The sequence below is a fragment of the Halobacteriovorax sp. RT-2-6 genome (genome assembly GCF_047085025.1).
GTDB lineage: Bacteria > Bdellovibrionota > Bacteriovoracia > Bacteriovoracales > Bacteriovoracaceae > Halobacteriovorax_A.
This window is the reverse complement of record NZ_JBKIYH010000002.1, coordinates 612,323-632,024: the sequence shown is the minus strand read 5'-3', so window position 1 is coordinate 632,024 and position 19,702 is coordinate 612,323. Positions and strand designations below refer to the sequence as shown.

Here is a 19,702-nt window from a genome sequence, read left to right as displayed (position 1 = left end):
TAAGCGGGCCTTCTATTTTGTAGATGCTTAATACTTACGTGATAGCTTCTTAAGTCTCTTCTCGTATGCAGATTTAACTGATAGAGCTAGGAAGAAACCTGCGTTTTCACCATTCTCATCTTGACCAAATAGTGAGATGTTACCAACTCTCTTGTCACCAGCTTTGAATGATTTTGTCCATGCAAATCCGTAAAGGTTAAAGTTTTGTAGTGGTACCCAAATACCAAAAACTTTTGGACCAACATAGAATGCCATGTTTTTAACTTTTTCAACAGTAAATGCTACTGCTGGTAGAGCACCTGCTGCTACACCTGGGATCATACGTCCACCAGGAAGAGTCTTAGGGTCTAGTCTATTTACATCTGATGAGAAAATATCATCAAGTGAAACAGTAAACGTTAGAACTGAACCAGCACCTTCTAGGTTAGGGTTAAGTCCGATAAATGACTTCTTGTACTTTGGTACTTTGTAAGTAGCACCTGCCATAATTGAAACATCTTCAAGTACCATTGAAACGACAACGTTATCTTCAAGTAGATTAACATTCGGTCCATCAACACCTGGGATTTCAACATTTCCTTCTCCACAAGAAACAGAGAAGAAAGAGAAGCTTAGTAGAGCCACGACTGTCAGTAGTCTTTTTCTTAATGTGATTTCCATATCCATACCTCACTAGTTTATAGGAAAAAATTCTCTCGTATGTTCATCTATCGACAGATATGAAGGGGTTCTTAATTTTTTTTGAAGAAAAAAAAAGCCCCTAGATTCCTAGGGGCATTTTTCCTGTATAGAATGTTTTGGTCAGTTATTACAGAATTTTTAAAACTTCTGATTAGTATCTATCAGCAAGTCTTTCAAGTGATCTTTCTTGTGAGCTTGAAACTGTAAGCGCTAAGAAGAAACCACCGTTTTCACCATTTGCATCTTCACCAACAAGTGAAAGGTTACCAACTCTCTTGCTATCAGTATAGAAACGAGTTGTAAGCATTGCACCTGCCATATTAAGGTTGTTTACTGGAACCCAAATACCAAAGATTTGTGGACCTACGTAAAAAGCAATATTCTTAATACTTGGTACTGAGAAAGCAACTGCTGGAAGGGCACCACCAGAAACACCTGGAATTGCACGTCCACCTGGTAGAGTAAGTGGATCAAGACGATCAACTTTTCCGCCAAAAATATCATCTAACGATACAGAGAAAGCAAGTAGTGTACCGTTTGATTGAAGGTCTGGTGAAATTTCAACATAAGAATTTGTGTAGTTAGGGATATTGAAACGAGCTCCACCCTCAACAACAACGTTTTCTAAAATAATATCAACTAAGATATCATCACCTAGAAGGACTACTTTTGGTCCATCTACACCTGGAATGTCCATGTTTCTAGAACTGTCCCCCGAACCACATGACGTCGTTAATAGTGACAGGGCCATAAGTGCAGAAGTGATTAAAAGTTTTGATTGCTTAAATACTACAGAATTTTTCATAATTACCTCAAATGACTTTCTATTGATTATTCATTTTCCTTTTAATAGAAGTCTCTTTGAAGGCTTGTGCTCTTTTACAACTAATTGAACTCCACTGACGTACGACAAAGACCACAAATCGTTCTCTCTTCAATTTCGATAAATGCATTATGAAGAAATCAAGAATTTAAACAAGGTGATGTTGATCTGAATTTACTTTTTTTGAAAAAAATGTAAATTTTTTCAGAAATGGTCTTGTTATTTCAGCTACTTACTTGTTCTCTACATGACTTTTTTTGAGGGTGATCGCCTCGGATGGTCGTTTAGAATTTTACTTTCAAAACTGCCGTAGAAAATGGACACTGCCTTTGTAACTAGTCGAAACCTTAATCGAAAAGGCCCATCCCCCGAAATTTTCCACCTAACATCTCAAGTGAGAAAAGGTTAAAATATAGGGGTGAGATTATTAAGTGACAGAACAAATTTACGAACTAATTCAACAACGGCCACTAAGAAAGTAGGGCGTAGTAATGCCGCTGCAGACTTACCTGTTGCTTCAAAATCTACTGGTGGTCAAAGTATCGTTCGACGTGAAAGGCCTTCTGAGCTAAGTAGAGGCGAAATTAAGGCAAAAATAGAAAATCACAAAAGAGAAAAAGAAGAAAAAATGAAGGCCGCAATTGCTGAACATAAAGCTACTAAGCAAGGGCAAGCAGTGCAAAAAGCGTCTTCACCTGTAGAGAAAAAAGCGCAGGCCATTAAAGAGGCGACAAAGGCGGAAGTAAAGATCACTCCTGAAGGAGAGCCTTTTGGTGATATCGCAAAGAATGATCCAAAAGATCCAGCTACTCAAGAAAAGCTTAAGGGTGTACTAACAGCAGGGGCATTTAATTTTTCTGATAAAGAAAGAGATGTTCTGGCAAAAATTCTTAATCAGTAGAGTCTACTTACTCAATCATTAATTCAATTTTTTCAATCACCTCAGGAATGACCTTTGCAAGATTTCCATCAATGATTGTAGCTGCTGAGTGGTTGTGTCCACCACCACCAAGGGCCTGGGCAATCACGCCAACGTCAACTGTTTGATTGACTGAGCGAAATGAGATCTTAACTTTGTCACCAACTTCTCTAAACATACAAGCAACCTCAATACCTTCAAGAATGAGTAGGTGATTGATAAAGCCGTGAGTGTCTTCAGTTTCACAACCAAAGCTTTCAATCTCTTCTTCTGTTAGAGAAATCCAAGCAACCTTGCCATTAGGACTCATTTGACAAGAGGATAGAACCTTTCCTATGAGCTTCATGTATTCAACTTGTTTAACACCGTTGATTTGATTAAATGCTTGAGGAGGAGAAATTCCAGTATCCATAAGTTTTGCAACAATACGATGCGTATTACCTGTTACAGTAGGATAGCGGAATGAGCTTGTGTCGATAATAATTGAAGTATAAAGGGCCAAGGCCATTTTCTTATCAAATTTTACACCAAGCGCCTCAATTAACTCGCCAACTAGTTCTCCTGTTGCTGCCTTTGAAGAATCGACACAGTGGATAGCTGCAATTTCTTTTGGGCAAGGGTGGTGATCGATAAATAGAAGCTCGCTTGATTTTAAAACAAGCTCTTGAACGTTCTTTCCGATGCGAGGAAGAGCGTTAGTATCTGTTACGATAAATAAATCAATTTTATCAAAGTAGTCTTTTGAATCATTGTAATTTGTAATCACACCATCTGGATCTAGGTAGCGATAGCGATCGAATAATTTTTCTTCATTAATGCAGATTGCATTCTTCCCAAGCTTTCTTAAGGCCATGCAAAGGGCAATCTCACTTCCGATACCATCGGCGTCTGGAAAGATGTGAGTTGTAATAACAATATTATTAGCTTTTTCAATAAGCTTCTTGAAGCGTTCTACATTTCTGGTCATATTTATCCTAGTCGGCAGAGTTAGGTAAATGATTAAATTTTAAGACTTTTCTTATTGTTTCATTTTTTGCTAGGATTTTAAAGAAGGATTTTTAATTAAGGACTTATGGAATGAGTGACAATAACCTTGTAGAGTTGTCGGACATTAGAAAAACATTTCCTGGTAAAGATGTTCTCAAAGGGGTGAATCTCACAATTGGTCGCAAAGGAGTTTTAGGATTCCTTGGACCAAATGGTGCAGGTAAGTCGACTCTAATGAAAATCATCCTTGAAGAGCAGGAGTATACGGGGGGAAGTCTCGTTAAAGATAGCGAGCTAACGATTGGCTACCTTCCTGAAGAGCCAGCGCTCTATCGCCATATGTGTGTTAGGCCATTTCTAAAATTCGTCCAAGAAATTTATCAAGTTGAAGAAAATATCTATTCAATCGAAGAAGTTATTGAGAAGTGCGGACTTAAAGAAGTTGCTCATCAAAGAATTGAGAATTTATCTAAAGGTTATAAACAAAAAGTAGGGATTGCTGCTGCAATTTGCCACAATCCAAAGCTTCTTGTGCTAGATGAACCACTTGTTGGGCTTGACCCACATGCCATTATTCAAATTAAGGACGTGATTAAGGATCTTTCAAAAGATCACACGATCTTCATTTCTTCTCATCAGTTAAGTGATCTTGCTTCGATTTGTGATGATATTGCAATCCTTAATGAAGGTATCATTGTTGCTCATGGGCCTATAGGTGATATTGAAAAGCAGCTTGAAGTTGATCAAAGAGTTGAAGTTGAGTTTGAATTAGTTGATGAAAATAAGCTTCAAGGCCTAAAAGAGATGGGAATAAGCTTTATTAAAAAGAATGATCTTTATGAGTTTAGCGGACAAACACAAGACAGTGATTTAAGAATTACGCTATCTAAATATTTTGCTCAAAATGATTTAGCTATTTTATCGCAGCAAAATATTAAGGTAGGACTTGAGGATATCTTTAAAAAGCTAACAGCAAAAAAGGAGGGAACTCATGAATAAGAAGCTTCCTCTGTTTAAAGGTATTAAGTTGATTTATAAGAAAGAAATTAGCGAAAGCTTTTCTTCTCCAATTATTTATATCTTTGCGGCCATCTCAAATTTTATTATGTCTGCAATCTTTTACAATAATCTACAAATGGCACCGCAATTAACAAATAAGACAATAGTGGACTTTGTTATTGCACCGACATTTTCAGCACTTAATTTTATTCTTCTCTTCTTTGCTCCAATGCTAACGATGGGAGCCTTTGTGAAGGAGAAGAGAGAAAATACTTTTGGGCTTTTAAAGCTTTCAAATTTAACTGACGATTCAATCTTCTTTGCAAAGTATTTTGCAGCTGCAACGAAGCTTGTTTTCATTACTTTACCTATTTTTATTATTCCACTTTTCTTAGCGCCAAAAGGCTTTAACGACTTTGCCATTTTATTTACAAATATGCTGGGAATTTATGGACTAGGGCTTTGTTACTTAATTGTTGGGCTTAACGCTTCATTATTAAGTCGCTCTTATATTGCATCCATTGTTATTTCATTTGGTGCACTTTTTTCTTTCTTAATTATTTATGCAAGCTCGAATGTTATTGATAATGAAATGATTCAGGCCATGATGAGATACTTTAGTTTTAGCTCACATATCTTCTATTTCGCTAGAGGAGCTGTTTCTAGCTTTGACTTAGTTTATATCCTTTCTTTCGTTGGCTTCTTTAGCTTTATTGGTATTCGAAACTTGGGAGTTAGAAAATGAAGAAAATTACCCTAAGCCTCTGTGCCATTTTTTATCTTATTGCTTGTTTTCTATTTCTTATAATTCCTGAGCATATTTTTTTAGTTGGCGCGACATTTATCATTGCTCTTTGTTTAACTCTTCTAACTTTTTACTTTCATCTTGAAGAAGTTAAAAATTTTGTTAAGAGTACATTTGGAAAAAATCTTCTATCAAACTTTACTGCCTTCTTTCTAATATTTTGTATCCTTGCAGTATTAAACCTAATTGTTTTTAAACGAGGACCAATCTGGGACTTAAGTAAAAGACAATTAAATACTCTTTCTGAACTAACAATTAAAACTGTTAAGAAGATTGATGATAAGGTTGAAATGGTGGTCTTTTCTAATAAAGAATCAAAGAATGCTATTCTTTCACTACTTGAACTTTATAAGAATCAAAATCCTTCACTTGTGACTAAGTTTTATGATCCTGAGTTAAGGCCAGATATGATTGCTCAATATGGAGTGACAGTTTCTCCTTCAATTGTATTAGCAAAACAAGATGGACAAGAACTTAAGAAAGTTGTGGTGACTCGTATTCTTGAGTTAGGAATTACTAATGGTCTCATTCGACTTGAAAGAGATAAGGATCCAACTATTTGTTTTAATTATAATGCGAAATTTCAAGATAGTTCTGATAATGGTTTTACAGGACTATTACATGTTCTTAAGCAGTCGGCTTATCGTTTAAATGTAGTTGATCTTTTAAAAGCAAATGAAATTCCCAAGTCTTGTGATGTCTTTACGATTCTTGAGCCAACAAATGATTTCTCAAAAGAAGAAATCTCAAAACTAGAAAATTACTACTTCGATGGTGGTCGAGTTTTTGCAGCGATTATGCCGAATTTCCACGGAGAAAAGCTGGCAAATATAAAGAAATTCTTTTCGGATAACGGACTTAATATTGCAAATGACATCGTGATGGATCCTGTTAATGGACTTGAGTCATCAAAAGGGACTGCGCCGATTATTTCTCGCTACGATTCTTTAAATATCAATTCAGACTTTACTGAGAGAGTTTTCTTTCCGCTTGTTTCGTCCATAACTTCAACTCTACCACAAGAAGAGAAGGGAAGTTTCCACGCCCTGGCAACCTCGACGCCTGAAGGCTGGGCAGAGAAGAAGATGATTTCTGTTATCGCTGGGGATGTAAAAAAAGATAGTGAGGATATTGAAGGACCTATTGATATGGCCGCGGCCATTACAAGAGATGGAGTTCCTGCAATTGTTGCTATTGGAAACTCTGCCTTTATTTCAAATAAGTTCTTTAGTTATCAAAGTAATTTTAAATATGTATCAAATCTTTATCACTGGTTATCAGGTCAAGGACAACTGACTTCTCTACACTCAGTCGTATTTAAAGAAATTCCACTTTTAGTTTCAGATATTGAAAAGAAAGTGATTTTTTATTTCTCTATTGTTGTTCTGCCTCTTGTTTATCTTGTGATCGCTTTAGTTCTTTACCAGAGAAGGAAGTTTGCAGCTTAATGAAGAATCGTTATCTCTTTGTCATATTAGTTCTTTCTATTTTTGCAGCGTATTTCTTAGTTGAAAAAGATGAGCAGAAGGAAGTTGCCTTAATAACTCAGAAAAGAAATATTCTTAGCTTCTCTACTTATGGAAAGATTAAATCAATTACTGTTGCTGGAAATACAATTGAGATAAAAGAAGCAATTGAAGATAATCTTAACCTTTTCTATGATGAATTACAGAAGCTGAAAGTTGATCGCATCCTTGAAAGTGATGAAGTAGACGAGAATCTTTTAAAATTTGATGGGGCAGAGACTATCACATTTAATTTTACTAGCGGAAAAGTTGTCAGCTTCTTAGTGGGAAAGAAGATTGAATTAAATCAGTCTTTTTATATGGCCGTAATTGATGGACAAAAGTCGACATGGCTTATTGCTCGCTTCGAAACAGCTTTTCCAGCAGATGCTAACGATAAGAATCGCGATCGCTCAAGTATTCCTTATGAGAAATTTCGTGAAGTTTTACAAACACCTAAAGAGTTTTTTTATACTGAACTTAAAGAGTAGGTCATTGCCTAGTTTCAATTTATGAGGAACTCGATTAAAATAGAGACGTGCTAGAAATATATATTCAATACATTAAATTTCTTCTTTATCCGAAACTTGTGAACTCTAATATAGCTCACCACAGGTTAGAGATAGAACGCATTAAAGAAGCGAGGCTTTTTGAGATCGTTAAAGAGGAGAGTGAGCGTGGAGTTAATTTAAAGTTTGCAGACTTCGCTCTAGCTTCATGGCCCTTTGTTTTCATTTATGGACTATACTCTCTTGCACAAATTCATATTGGAATAAATCTTGCGGGGAAAATGGCCGAAGATGGTTTCTTGCCAGCAATCTTTTCTTCAAGTGAATTTCAACAGAAGCTTTTTCTCTTTTCGACACTTTTTAAAGTCGTCTTCTTTCCACTTTCTGCTTGGGTATTTGTTAAGTTCTGGCGTTTAATTATCACAATGTTTGCAAGTCTATTCGATAAAGACCTAAAGGATATTGAGTTAGAAGATGTGATAGCAGGTGCGTTAGTTGGGAATTTCTTCTTAATCATCCCAATTTTTGGAGATTTTTTAAAATTTATTTCTCAAGTGATCTACTTGTACTTTGGACTGCGTTATAATCTGCAATTCTCATTTGTGCAGAGCTTCTTCATCCTTATGTCTCCGTTATTACTCATCGTGGGCTTCATGCTCTTTATGGTGATGTACCTAACGCTCATGATAAGCTTTATTTAGTCTTTACGCGTTGAGCGCATTGCCTTCCTTTTTTGAAAGAAGATGTAAGTGGCCTAAAACTGGCCCGGCCGTCATAATAGAATTTAGAGACACAACACAAAAAAAATCTGACATTAAGAGGAGTTTAAGTCAATGTACGCAAGTCACGCACACGCAACTGGTGGCATTGAAGTCGTATGCGGCCCAATGTTTTCTGGAAAAACGGAAGAACTTATCCGTCGAGTAACTAGAGCACAAATTGCTCGTCAAAAAGTTCAAATTTTCAAGCCTGTTATTGATGATCGCTATCACAAGACAAATGTCGTAAGTCATTCGTCACGTCATGTGGAAGCTGAGCCTGTCAAAGACGCAGTTGAAATCTTACAGAAGGTTTATGATTCAACTCGTATCGTGGCAATTGATGAGGTTCAATTCTTTGATGCAACAATTATCAAAGTTGTTTCAAAGTTAGCACGTCGTGGAATTCGCGTTATCTGTGCTGGTCTTGATCAAGATTTCAAATCAAAGCCATTTGGTCCAATGCCTGAGCTTTTATGTATTGCTGATGATGTTATGAAGATTCAAGCGATTTGTACTGTTTGTGGCGCACCTGCTTCGAAGTCTTACAGACTACCATCTGACAATAATAAAACAGTATTAGTAGGTGAGGCCGATCTTTACGAAGCTCGTTGTCGTGCTCACTTCGATTACTACGAAGAAGATGAAGATGTTAAGGCATTTTCGATTTCACTTGGAGGCCTAAAAGAGGTAAACTCTAATGGCGAGGTGAAATTGAACAATGAAAACACAATCTAAAAATTCGAACCAATATAAAATTAGTCAAATCGAACATAAGTATGGAGAGAATGTTTTTATTCTCTCCAATCCTCTTGCTGAAAGTTTACTTGCACGCTTCTCAAGCGAAGGTGTTATTCAGCCAGAATTAAATCACTTAATTCATAAACTCTATTTCATTTTATTAGAATCTGTTTTAGGAAACTCGTTTCCTAAAGAAGTCGTGGAAGTGCGCTCTCGTATGGCCGGATTAACAGAGAAGGCCATCTTTAAACAAGAGGTGATAAAAAGGGAACAGCCAGTTCTTTGTGTGGACCTTGCTCGCGCTGGAACTTTTCCAAGTCATATCTGTTTTGAGAATTTAAATTACTTTTTAAATCCTGAACTAATTCGCCAAGACCATTTCTATGTTCAGCGCAAAGTCGATGAGAATGAGCAGGTCATTGGTGTTGATGTTTCGGGCTCAAAAATTGGTGGTGGCCAAGAAAATGCTATTGTTCTGCTTCCTGATCCAATGGGAGCAACAGGTGGTTCAATGTCATTTGCCGTTGGTCATTATAAAGACAAAGTTAAAGGGCGTGCACTTAAGTATATTTCACTTAATCTTATCGTAACTCCTGAGTATATTAAGAGAATGCAAAAAGATCATCCAGATGTTGAAATCTATGCTCTTAGACTTGATCGTGGGCTATCTCCAGATCATGTTCTTAAAACAATTCCAGGAACACTGTGGGATGAAGAAGTTGGGCTTACTGGAAAGCAATATATTGTTCCGGGCGCAGGTGGCGTTGGGGAAATTTTAAATAATTCATTTGTATAGGAATTGGGGAAGAATTCATGGCAATCGAAACTTATTTTTCTGAAGAGAAAATTAACGAAAGAATCAAAGAGCTTGCAACTAAGATTGATTCAGACTTTCAAGGTGAGGAAGTTGTGATCATTGGCGTGCTTAACGGAGCCTTCGTTTTTGTGGCCGATCTAATTCGCCAAATGAGTTCTCCTGTATATTTTGACTTCATTGGAGCAAGTTCTTACAAAGGGACCGAAAGTACTGGAAAGGTTTCCATTACAAAAGATATTAAAGTCGATATCAAAGATAAGAATGTTATTCTTGTTGAAGATATCGTGGACACAGGTCTTACAATTAGTGAGCTAACGAAAATGTTAAAAGAAAGAGGGCCTAAGACAATTAAGCTAGCGACTCTTTTACATAAGAAAGTAAAAACACAACACGAAGTTCAAATTGATTACCTCGGCTTTGAAATTGAGGATAAATTTGTTATCGGCTATGGGCTTGACTTTGATGGCCGCTACCGAGAGCTTCCGTTTATTGGAATTTATAATGGATAATATGATTGCCAAGGCCGAAGGATCGGTTCGCGTTGACCTTCTTGGTGGAACTCTTGATATTGTTCCACTAAATCAGGTCTTAAGACATACAATTACTCTTAATCTTGCAACTTCTCTTAAGGCCAAGGTTAAGGTTGAAGAAATAGAATTTGAGGGTGTTGAGTTTGTTTCAGTTGATTACGATTCGGTAACAAGACACTCTAGCGTAGAATTCACATACGAAGACTTTGATAGTGATACATTTGGAGCTTTATCTTTTCTGGCCCAAATTCTTCATCACTTTAAATTAACTAGTGGTATTCGTTTAACGACAGAGTCTGGTTCTCCTCCGGGGGCAGGCCTTGGTGGTTCGTCTTCTATGGGAGTAACTGTTTATAAGGCCCTGTGTGACTATTGTGGAGTTGAGTTTCATCGCCAAACTGCGATTAATACAGTTCAAAATATTGAGGCCAAGATTTTAAATAAGGGCCCTTGTGGGTATCAGGATTATTATCCTGCTCTTTATGGTGGCGTACTTGCTCTAAAGGCGACAAATAGTTGTATTGAAGTTGAGCAGCTCTACAATGAAGAATTTAAGAGCTTTGTGGAGTCACACTTAACACTTGTGTATTCAGGACAACTTAGACTTTCGGCCATTAATAATTGGCAAGTTTATAAAGACTTCTTTGATAATCAAAATGGTGTAAGAGAAGGGCTTGGAAAAATTCGTGATTTAACTTTTAGCGCATACAATGCAATTCGAAATGGTGAGTACGATGACTTTCTTGGAATGCTTTGCCAAGAGGGTGTGCAAAGAGAAAAGCTATTTTCGGGTATTGTTACAGATGATATGCGAGATATTTATAATAAACTTCGTGAAAAAGACTTGGTTATTGGAATGAAGGTTTGTGGAGCTGGCGGAGGCGGATGTTTCTTACTGGCACATGGCCCTCAGCATAAGTCCCAGGTTTTAAAAGAACTAGCACGTGTAAAAGATATGCAAGTGTTAGAGTTTAGTGTTGAGAAACCGCTATGAATTTAAGCTTCAATCGTGTTGCAGGACTATCAATGAAAGGTGGACGAAGAGATAATTTCTTCTTCTGTCTTCTTGATCATCACGAGGGGAGCGGACGCTGGTTTTTAAAATCAATTCTACATGTAAAAGATGAAGTTCGTGATGAAGACGTTGAGGATGGTGATGATATCCTCAATCAGTGGATAGATAAGTATAATCTTAAGCACGTTATTATCGACTTTCCATTATCGAAGCCTCCTTGTCATAACTGTGACCTTAAGTGTCCAGGTGTCGCAAAATGCCCAGTTGGCGATGTGAAGCAGGTTCGTGAAGATATTGCATCGATCTTAGAGATGGATCGAAAGATGGAAGAGGAAAATCCAAAAGAGTATGAGCGAAAGAGAAATTTTGAAGACCTCACTCATTTTGATCGCGATACATTTGTAAAAGAGTCTAATGATTTCATGCTTTCGAAGTCTTTTAAGAGAAGATTAAAGAAAGGCTTTATTCCTTACTGGAATCGCTCTCTTGATTTTTGGATATGGTGCTCTTATCACGATCAGCTATTAGAGCTCTTCAATACAACTTTTGATTCATTTGGAAATACATCTCTTATGATGCTTTCACGCTTCTCATATATGAAGAGACACTTTCCTGAAGAGTGCCAATTCTATGAAGGACATGTAAACCTCATTCTATTAGAGCTTCTAAAGAGTCGCATTGTCCTTAAAAAAAATATCGTCAATTTAACGGATCTTGATCTTGGAGTTGAGGCACGCCTTGATATCGTTAAAAAGATTGAGAATAAATTGGGAATCTTTATTTACGATAATGATCTTGAAGTTATTGTAAAAAATGTAAGGGCCTTTGACTCATTCTTACTTGCTGTTTGTGGATTGCAAAAAGCAAAGGGACAAGCTCGCAGTATGCCAGATTGGACTCTTCCTCACTTAACAAATTTTATTCTTCCTTCATTTGATCCACGTGCTTAAAGCCTAGTGCATTAAATAAAAGTAAAACCCCTGGAATCATAAACATGGCCACTCTTGGAGTATCAAGATTAAAGAGCGCTATAGAGATCATAAGCACGCCACCTGTCCATGAATAGAGTTTGATATAACTCTGTGCAAACTTTTTATTATAGAGGCGAAAGATATAAATAATTAGGTGAATAATTAAGTAGACACAAATAATTGAGATCACCGTATGGACCATTAATTGGATAACTTGATCTTGAAAGTGAGGATCTTTTATTCCATTTGCAATATTCGGATCAACAAGCCTTAGTGATTGATAAGCAATCTTAAAGCTTTCTCGATAGGTTTGCGGATTTGCGTAAACTAAATAAAGATAAAAAGCGACAAAAGCATCTGCAATCATACATGTCGAAATACTTAGAAATTTGAATTTCTTTTTGCTAAACTTAGAAAAAATATTTTTTAGAAATGAAGAGTTATTTGAATTAGTCATAAGCTAATTATTGGAAATAAAATATGGTTTTACAAGTTGTGTTATTAATTCTTGCTATTGTTATGCTTTACTATGGTGCAGAGTTCGCTCTGGAGTCAGCTGAAAAGATTGGACTTGCTCTAGGGTTATCACCACTTGTTATCGGTTTATTAATTGTGGGCTTTGGGACTTCGCTTCCGGAATTCTTCGTTTCTCAACTTGCAAGTTATCGCGGTGAGCCGGGAATTGCTCTGGGAAATATTGTCGGCTCTAATATTGCCAACCTTTTTCTAATTCTTGGTGTATCTGGATTAATGGGACGTCTTTTCATCTCTGGAACAGAAATCAAGAAACAACTTCTTCTACACCTTGCACTTACAGTAATTCTTGGGATCGTTCTTCTACAAGATCAAATCTACTGGTGGGGAAGTGCTCTACTAATTGGTTTTATGCTTTTCTATCTATGGGACACATTTGCTTCGATGAAAAAAGAGCGTGCTCACCTAGGTAATCAAGAACAGCCTCATCACATGGATGAGAAAATAGGGCCAAAAGAAATCATTCACCTTTTTGCTGGCTTTGCCCTTTTATATGGAGGGGGAGAGTTACTGGTTAAAAGTGGAACAGCTGTTGCTCTTGAGTTTGGAATTTCAAATTATGTTATTTCGGCAATTTTCGTTGCCTTTGGTACTTCATTCCCTGAACTGGTTACGGCAATCATGACAAGTCGTAAGGGAAAGAACTCGGATATCATTACAGGAAATATTATCGGTTCAAATATTTTCAATGCGGCTTTTGTTTTAGGTAGTTTAGTGTTCTATAAAATCAAGATTGCGGAAAACTTTATACCGGAGATGTCCGCTCTACTATTTGCTTCACTATTTTTACTAGCAATCTGTTTTGCAAAAAGGGCCTTTTACCGCATCGCTGGTGGAGTTTTCCTGGCCTGCTATATTGCCATGGTCCTATACTGGGTTCGTTAAAGCACAAAGTTCCTTCTAGTTTATAAACATGGAAGTGTTAAAATAACTCCTATGAGCTTTAACGTACTAGTGGCCGAACCAGATTTTGAACTAAGTGATATTTATGTCTTGGGTATTGAAAATGCATTTCAAGGTGTAAACGTCATTCGTGTTTCAAACTTTCGCGAATTAAAATTAAAGCTTCAATCATCAAAAGATTATAAATTAATTGTCACAGACTATTTTAGAGAAGGTGATGATGATATCTTCTCATTCTATGATTCAATTGATTGTAATATCCCATCTCTTGTCATTACTTCATACACTGAAGCAGAGTTTGTTAACTTTGAAAGAGATGTAACTTATCATAAGAAAAGAGAACATCTACCAAAGCCATTTTCATTTGTTAAATTTGAAAAGCTTCTAACTCAATTAGGTGGTGTTTCTACTTTTGTTCAATCAAGTAGTGCATATAAGAAAATTAATACAGAGTACTTCTTAAGAGGAACTCTGGCCATTTGTGATACATACGTAAAGCTTAGTGACTCTAAATTCGTAAAGGTTATTCACCGCGGAGACACATTTACGATTTCACAAATTGAGAGCTATCTTGATCGCGATATAAACTACCTCTATATCAACAAAGACGATATCGATGAGTACGTTAAGAAAGCAGGAGAGGTTTCATTTTTAAAGTATGATCCCTCAACTCCAGCAGAGCATCTTGATATAGCTCAAAAGTCCATGATGACTCTAAAGCGCCTCGTTGGCCGCTATGGAATTAGCACAGGAACATCTACTGTTGTTGATAGCTATGTTTCAAATATTTCAAAACTTGCGCAGGGAAGTCCAAAACTTCGAAACCTTTTAAAAGAGCGCGAGAATATGACAAATTATCTCTACGATCATTGTTATCTAACAAGCCTCTTTGCCGTTGAAATTTCAAAGCAACTAGAGTGGGGGAAGAAAGATAATATTGAAACTCTTATTCGAACAGCTGTCTTTCATGATCTTCTACTTGAAGATGAGGCCCTTGCTCGTATTTCGTCACAAGAAGAACTACTTAAGGCCGAGCTTACAGATTATGATAAGAACCTTGTCCTTGGGCACGGACGCTTAATTAGTGAGATGCTTGAGAAGGAAGGGCTGGCAGATCAGAATATGTATGAGATTCTAATTAACCACCACGAAAGGCCAGATGGGTCCGGATTTCCTCGTGGACTTTATGCGAATCAGATTAAGCCACTAACGGCCGTCTTTATTGTTGCCCATGAACTTGCTAAGCAAATTGAGCTTCGAAACTACAATCTCGACGAAAGCCGTACTATTTATCAGTACTTAGCGGATAATTTCGGACGCGATCACTTTGAAAAAATCATCAAAATTGTCGATAAAATCTTAAAATAATGATAGGGTGCATCTTATTATTTAATCGTAAGAACGGAATATTTCGTGGCCACTAAATATATTTTAGGTATTGAAACAAGTTGTGATGATACATCAGTAGCAGTTCTAAAGGGAGATCCTGATAAGATTTCTCAAGGTGAAGTGCCTGAGGTGTTGGCCTTTGAGCTATTTTCTCAAGAACAAATGCTCGCCCAATGGGGTGGAGTTGTTCCAGAAATTGCCTCTCGAAATCATCTTGAAAAATTAGCACCTCTTATCAAGCAAACAATTGGTAAGGCCGGTGTAAACCTTTCTGATATTGATCTTGTTGGTGTGACGACTTTCCCTGGACTGCTAGGGCCATTACTTACAGGACTTAATGCTGCTAAGACAATTTCTCTTTTAAAGAAAGTTGATCTCTTTGCAGTAAACCATCTCTTTGCTCACCTGGAAGCAATCCACTTAACAGAAAAAGTCTCATATCCATACTTAGGACTTCTCGTAAGTGGAGGCCACAGCCTCTACACACTTGTGAGCGCAAGTGATGAGATTGAAGTTCTTGGCTCAACAATTGATGACGCCGCTGGTGAAGCATATGACAAAGGTGGAAAGCTAATGGGGCTAGGCTATCCTGCTGGTCGCATTATTGATGATCTTGCAAAAGAAGGTGATATTAATCGCTTTGAGTTTCCAATTGGGCTTAAGACATCAAAAGATTGCAACCTAAGCTTTTCTGGTGTGAAGACATCTTTAAGAACCTTTCTCGATAAGAATCCTCAGTATCTTGTAAAGTCTCCAGAAGATATTAATCAAGATACAAAAGATATTTGTGCTTCTTATCAGCATGCTATCGTTTCAGCTCTTAAGCTTAAGCTACGTTATGCACTTGAAGCAGCAAAAGAGAAGGGATTTAATAATCTTCCAATTGTTGTTGGTGGTGGAGTTGCTTGTAATAGCTATCTTAGAAAAGTGCTTCAAGAAAAGTATAAGCAGGTACATTTTGTACAGCCGAAATTTTGTACCGACAATGGTGCAATGATCGCTAATTATGCTTTTAGAAACTATAATAGTCGTATCCAGTATCCTGATACACTAAGTATCGATGCCAGATCACGATTTATTAATAAGAAAGAACATAGGAAGGCCTAATCATGGAAGAATCAAAATCAAAACTACCTTGGGCCAATAAAGAACTCGGTCAGCACTTTTTAAATAATCAAAATATCATTACTAAAATTACAGATGATTATGCAGATGTTGCAAAGAATATCATCGAAGTTGGACCTGGTCCTGGAATCCTAACAAAGCATCTTGCTGCTCATGATGGCAATCTTAACGTTGTTGAAATGGATACTCGTATGATCGAATATCTTGGACCAATCGTTAAAGAAGAAAATATTCTTTTCACAGATGCCCTTGCGCTAGATTTTGATCAATTTATTAGCGATAAGAATATTAGTGACGAGTTATGGCTGGTTTCAAACCTACCATACAATATCTCGACACCACTTCTTTTAAAATTTCTACAAACACCAGCGATTAAGTATATGACGCTGATGTTTCAAAAAGAAGTTGCTGATAAGGTTTTTGCCTTTGCTTCAAAGAAGAATTACATGGGGTCTTTAATGGCCCTATCACAAACATATTTTAAGACATCTTTGCTTGTAAAAGCGCCTCCAGGTGCCTTTACACCTCCGCCAAAGGTTGACTCTGCTGTAATTAGCTTTGAGCGCCTGGAGAGTCCAGTGATTCCTCTGTCTGAATTTAGTAAATTTGAGAAATTCTTAAGAGCTGTCTTTCAATTTAAGAGAAAACAGCTTGGAAAAGTTCTTAAAACTTATGCTCCAGCGGATAAGATTGCCGAGGCCCTGGCCAAAATCAATCAGCCTTTGACAGTTAGAGCAGAAGCGCTAAAATTAGAGGACCTTCAAAATTTATATAAGTATCTAAATGAGTAAATAATGGGAAAGAAAATAATCGCCAAAAATAAAAGAGCAAAGTTCGACTATCAAATACTTGAACTTTACGAAGCAGGAATGATGTTAGTGGGAACTGAGGTTAAGTCTTTGCGCGCTGGAAAAGTCTCAATTGGTGAGTCCCATATTACAATTGATAAGAACGGCGAAGTTTGGGCCAATAATATCAAAATCCCTGAATACGAATTTGGAAATCAATTCAATCACGAAGAGGCGAGAAAGAGAAAACTTCTTTTAAATGAAAAGGAAATTGCTGAAATCGCTCACCGTGTGAAGGCCGAAAGGCTTACGATTGTTCCAACGATCATCTATTTTAAAGGCTCACGTGTTAAGCTTGAAATTGCTCTTGCAAAAGGGAAGAAGCTTCATGATAAGAGATCTGATCAGCAGAAAAAAGATGTTGAGAAGAAGCTAAGAAAAGGGGACTATCAGTAAGAAACTGAAGTCCCCGTCGTATTTTTAGTGTGTCATTTTTTGATACATTTTATCGAAGTACTCGTCATTTACTCCAGAATAAATTCCATCGCGATCTTTCTTATACCACTCTGGTGATTGGTCACTAGTGTGACAACCAAGACATTTATTCTTAATGGCCGCTTTTGTATGGGCCTTTTTTTGTGTCTCATCTTCAATGGCAAATGGGTGATCTGTTACCATCGAGTGGCAGTTTAGACACTGAACATTAGCAAATGAGTGCTCCACATTGTGTTTCTCATTGGCCTTATCCCATGCAACGCGAATTGATTTTATTTTTTTAGGATCAAGCTTGCGAACAGAAGCAACACCACTAAAGGCCTTTGATACATCCTGCCAGTACTTTTGTTTGTGAGCATTAAATTTGGCATCACTTGTTTTTAAATCTTTAAAGTGCACGATATCGTTGTGGTTGATATAGCCACCTTCTTCATTCATTCCAAGAGAGTGACACTGCATACAGCTCGTTTTATTCTCTTCTTTGGCAATCATAAGAGTTCCAAAAGAAATCGCGTGAGGTGTCTTGGCCCAGTGATCACCTTGATCTGAGTGACACTCAAGACAGCTTTTTGTATCGGCAAGCTTTTTAATACCGCTATCAGCAAAGCTTAGGCTTTTTTGTTCTTTATCGCGAATGCTATCAAGCTCTTGTTTGTGATTATTGATATAGCTTGTAAAAGGGTTATTTGGAATCCTCTCTCCCAACTGCTCACGCATTTCATGGTAAGAGAATTCTTTTTCAATTTTTTCAGTCCCTGCAGAGAAGGCGACTTCTCCGATATAGTGGTTCTTTGAGAGAACTTGAACGATTTGTGTTGTACCAACGTCAATAGAGTAATTTGTAAAACTTTGTGAGTGTGAACCAATTATCCAATCGATCATCGGGTATGTTTCAGCAAATTTCTTATCGTAATCAAGTCCAGCATGGGACATGAGAACTAGTTTATGGAGTGGATTCTTATCATCAAAGCCAGCTTCTTTAAGCGTTGTTAATGTATTTTTAAAGTTTTTAACTGGATTGATAAATAGATCTCTAAACTCTGATTGCAAGCTTCCGGCCGCCACGATTCCTGTTAGAAAGATTGTGCTCTTTCCAAATTGAATCTTTGCATATTCTTGGTGGGGTAGGGACTTCTTATCAGCAAGGTTTGAAACGAGAACTTTAAAACTTACTTGTGAAAGTACTTCTTTGTAGAAATCAAGTCCAGCAGCTAGATCCTGATCTCCTGGGATTGTGTATTTAAGCCCAAGTTTATCTAATCCTTTTGCAAGTGATAAGGCCGCAAATTTCTGAGACTTTTCAATATGGCCAGGAACAACTGATGAAGGAAAGAGCATATCACCAGTGTCAATATAGAGGTATTGATGATCCTTTTTAAAATCACTCATAAAGCCTGCAACTTGCGGAAGACCTCCTAATGGAAATTGGCGGCATCCACATGGGTGAGTCTCTCCAGAGATTGAGTGAGAGAAGAGGATTGAAAATTTTGGTCCTTCAATTTTTAACTCTTCACTATCGCGATCCAGGTCAATAATACTTTGACACGAAAGTGCGAAAGTTAAGCTTAGGAGTCCTAAAATTTTTTTCATGCTATTCCTTATTTTTTGTAGCTTGCTAATAACTTTTTAGCAGTAGGGACGTGGCGACTTTTTGGGAATGACTTAAGCATCTCCTCAAGTGTCACAACTGCTTGTTCGGCTTGGCCTTGTCTTTTAAAAGTTCTGGCCAAATAAACTAGTCCATTAGCATTGTAAGCAGACGAAGGCATTGATGTATAAAGAGTTGAAAAGTATGTGACAGCATCGTCATTTCTTTTTTGGATATACGAGATCATTCCTAGATTGTGAATGATACGACCTCTTCTTTTACCTTTGATTTTATTTTCATTATAGAGTTTTTCAAGAATAGGGCGAGCTTCGCTGTATTTACCTTTTCCATAAAGAAACATGGCCTGATCATAAGGTGAGCGACTTTTAGCTTTCGCTATCTCTTTTCTTTCAGTTTCTTTTTTTTTTAGGAGTGCTAATACTTCCTTGATGAACTTATCTTGTTCTTCAATCTTAGCTGTAAGCTTTGTTACCTCATCAGTTAAGACAGTATTCTGTTCTTCTAGTTTTAGAAGTTTTTGATCAACTGTTTCTAGCTTTTGATCCTTACCGTTTGTGTACTCTTCAAGTTGTCCTTGAAATTGAAGAACGCTATCTTGTAGCTCTTGTACTTTTGAGAGTGAATCAGCATTAAGCTTTTGATTCTGTTGCATTTGCACAGACATCGTATTGATCTTTTGTTCGCGCTCAATTTGTTCTTGTGTTTTACAAGATGTCATTGAAGCACCCATTAAAATTGTTAATGTAATCGTTGTAAGTAGGGAAGGTTTCTTCATGAGAAATTCTCCGAATAAGATATA

The 19,702-nt window shown here is 37.1% G+C and carries 22 protein-coding genes; 16 read left to right on the top strand and 6 right to left on the bottom strand.

Annotation, left to right across the window (positions count from 1 at the left end; all coding sequences use genetic code 11):
- Positions 1–27: 27 nt before the first annotated feature.
- Entirely contained in the window at positions 28–660 is a 633-nt protein-coding gene (locus tag ACMAYS_RS11500) for a hypothetical protein (protein ID WP_103219217.1), read from the bottom strand.
- Between the two features lie 172 nt (positions 661–832).
- Positions 833–1,486, bottom strand: a complete 654-nt coding sequence (locus ACMAYS_RS11495; RefSeq protein WP_103219218.1) for a hypothetical protein — start codon at positions 1,484–1,486, stop codon at positions 833–835.
- Positions 1,487–1,922: 436 nt separating this feature from the next.
- On the opposite strand from ACMAYS_RS11495, the gene ACMAYS_RS11490 reads away from it, so the two are divergent.
- Positions 1,923–2,405 (top strand): hypothetical protein, encoded by a 483-nt coding sequence (locus ACMAYS_RS11490; protein ID WP_103219219.1) that lies wholly within the window; start codon positions 1,923–1,925, stop codon positions 2,403–2,405.
- Positions 2,406–2,412: 7 nt separating this feature from the next.
- Here the strand turns inward: ACMAYS_RS11490 and ACMAYS_RS11485 are convergent, their stop codons facing one another.
- Positions 2,413–3,390, bottom strand: coding sequence for a DHH family phosphoesterase (locus ACMAYS_RS11485; protein WP_103219220.1), 978 nt, complete (start codon positions 3,388–3,390; stop codon positions 2,413–2,415).
- 110 nt (positions 3,391–3,500) lie between these two features.
- On the opposite strand from ACMAYS_RS11485, the gene ACMAYS_RS11480 reads away from it, so the two are divergent.
- From ACMAYS_RS11480 to ACMAYS_RS11435, 10 genes are all read left to right on the top strand, one after another.
- The gene (locus ACMAYS_RS11480) at positions 3,501–4,409 is read left to right on the top strand and encodes an ABC transporter ATP-binding protein (RefSeq protein ID WP_412463346.1); all 909 of its coding nucleotides are present in this window, start codon (positions 3,501–3,503) and stop codon (positions 4,407–4,409) included.
- Positions 4,402–5,154 carry an ABC transporter permease gene (locus ACMAYS_RS11475; RefSeq protein WP_103219222.1) on the top strand — a complete coding sequence of 251 codons (753 nt, stop codon included), beginning with the start codon at positions 4,402–4,404 and terminating at the stop codon, positions 5,152–5,154. The genes ACMAYS_RS11480 and ACMAYS_RS11475 overlap by 8 nt, the downstream gene beginning before the upstream one ends.
- Positions 5,151–6,662, top strand: coding sequence for a Gldg family protein (locus ACMAYS_RS11470; protein ID WP_412463345.1), 1,512 nt, complete (start codon positions 5,151–5,153; stop codon positions 6,660–6,662). The genes ACMAYS_RS11475 and ACMAYS_RS11470 overlap by 4 nt, the downstream gene beginning before the upstream one ends.
- Positions 6,662–7,210 carry a hypothetical protein gene (locus tag ACMAYS_RS11465; protein WP_412463344.1) on the top strand — a complete coding sequence of 183 codons (549 nt, stop codon included), beginning with the start codon at positions 6,662–6,664 and terminating at the stop codon, positions 7,208–7,210. Before ACMAYS_RS11470 ends, ACMAYS_RS11465 begins: the two co-directional genes overlap by 1 nt.
- A gap of 98 nt (positions 7,211–7,308) precedes the next feature.
- Positions 7,309–7,929 carry a hypothetical protein gene (locus tag ACMAYS_RS11460; protein ID WP_393099598.1) on the top strand — a complete coding sequence of 207 codons (621 nt, stop codon included), beginning with the start codon at positions 7,309–7,311 and terminating at the stop codon, positions 7,927–7,929.
- A 132-nt stretch (positions 7,930–8,061) separates the two neighbouring features.
- Positions 8,062–8,724, top strand: a complete 663-nt coding sequence (locus tag ACMAYS_RS11455) for a thymidine kinase (protein WP_103219226.1) — start codon at positions 8,062–8,064, stop codon at positions 8,722–8,724.
- Positions 8,708–9,523 carry a uracil phosphoribosyltransferase gene (locus tag ACMAYS_RS11450; RefSeq protein WP_103219227.1) on the top strand — a complete coding sequence of 272 codons (816 nt, stop codon included), beginning with the start codon at positions 8,708–8,710 and terminating at the stop codon, positions 9,521–9,523. The genes ACMAYS_RS11455 and ACMAYS_RS11450 overlap by 17 nt, the downstream gene beginning before the upstream one ends.
- A gap of 17 nt (positions 9,524–9,540) precedes the next feature.
- Positions 9,541–10,053 (top strand): hypoxanthine phosphoribosyltransferase, encoded by a 513-nt coding sequence (gene hpt, locus ACMAYS_RS11445; protein ID WP_103219228.1) that lies wholly within the window; start codon positions 9,541–9,543, stop codon positions 10,051–10,053.
- Positions 10,046–11,068, top strand: a complete 1,023-nt coding sequence (locus ACMAYS_RS11440) for a hypothetical protein (RefSeq protein ID WP_412463343.1) — start codon at positions 10,046–10,048, stop codon at positions 11,066–11,068. The genes hpt and ACMAYS_RS11440 overlap by 8 nt, the downstream gene beginning before the upstream one ends.
- Positions 11,065–12,039 carry a hypothetical protein gene (locus ACMAYS_RS11435; RefSeq protein ID WP_412463342.1) on the top strand — a complete coding sequence of 325 codons (975 nt, stop codon included), beginning with the start codon at positions 11,065–11,067 and terminating at the stop codon, positions 12,037–12,039. The genes ACMAYS_RS11440 and ACMAYS_RS11435 overlap by 4 nt, the downstream gene beginning before the upstream one ends.
- On the opposite strand, the gene ACMAYS_RS11430 is transcribed toward ACMAYS_RS11435, so the two are convergent.
- Entirely contained in the window at positions 12,008–12,517 is a 510-nt protein-coding gene (locus tag ACMAYS_RS11430; protein ID WP_392993051.1) for a hypothetical protein, read from the bottom strand. The genes ACMAYS_RS11435 and ACMAYS_RS11430 overlap by 32 nt on opposite strands.
- Before the next feature lie 23 nt (positions 12,518–12,540).
- On the opposite strand from ACMAYS_RS11430, the gene ACMAYS_RS11425 reads away from it, so the two are divergent.
- The 5 genes from ACMAYS_RS11425 to smpB are packed head-to-tail and all read left to right on the top strand — an operon-like array spanning position 12,541 to position 17,255.
- The gene (locus ACMAYS_RS11425) at positions 12,541–13,479 is read left to right on the top strand and encodes a calcium/sodium antiporter (protein WP_103219232.1); all 939 of its coding nucleotides are present in this window, start codon (positions 12,541–12,543) and stop codon (positions 13,477–13,479) included.
- Positions 13,480–13,530: 51 nt separating this feature from the next.
- A complete protein-coding gene (locus ACMAYS_RS11420) occupies positions 13,531–14,865 on the top strand; it encodes an HD domain-containing phosphohydrolase (RefSeq protein ID WP_392993047.1) in 1,335 nt (444 codons plus the stop codon).
- 45 nt (positions 14,866–14,910) lie between these two features.
- Positions 14,911–15,993: a tRNA (adenosine(37)-N6)-threonylcarbamoyltransferase complex transferase subunit TsaD gene (tsaD, locus tag ACMAYS_RS11415; RefSeq protein ID WP_158246953.1), complete on the top strand. Its 1,083-nt coding sequence runs from the start codon at positions 14,911–14,913 to the stop codon at positions 15,991–15,993.
- Between the two features lie 2 nt (positions 15,994–15,995).
- Positions 15,996–16,802, top strand: a complete 807-nt coding sequence (gene rsmA, locus ACMAYS_RS11410) for a 16S rRNA (adenine(1518)-N(6)/adenine(1519)-N(6))-dimethyltransferase RsmA (RefSeq protein ID WP_412463341.1) — start codon at positions 15,996–15,998, stop codon at positions 16,800–16,802.
- Positions 16,803–16,805: 3 nt separating this feature from the next.
- Positions 16,806–17,255, top strand: coding sequence for an SsrA-binding protein SmpB (gene smpB / locus ACMAYS_RS11405; RefSeq protein WP_103219236.1), 450 nt, complete (start codon positions 16,806–16,808; stop codon positions 17,253–17,255).
- A gap of 24 nt (positions 17,256–17,279) precedes the next feature.
- Here the strand turns inward: smpB and ACMAYS_RS11400 are convergent, their stop codons facing one another.
- Positions 17,280–18,884 carry a multiheme c-type cytochrome gene (locus ACMAYS_RS11400; protein WP_412463340.1) on the bottom strand — a complete coding sequence of 535 codons (1,605 nt, stop codon included), beginning with the start codon at positions 18,882–18,884 and terminating at the stop codon, positions 17,280–17,282.
- An 8-nt stretch (positions 18,885–18,892) separates the two neighbouring features.
- The gene (locus ACMAYS_RS11395; protein ID WP_103219238.1) at positions 18,893–19,678 is read right to left on the bottom strand and encodes a tetratricopeptide repeat protein; all 786 of its coding nucleotides are present in this window, start codon (positions 19,676–19,678) and stop codon (positions 18,893–18,895) included.
- Positions 19,679–19,702: the final 24 nt, after the last annotated feature.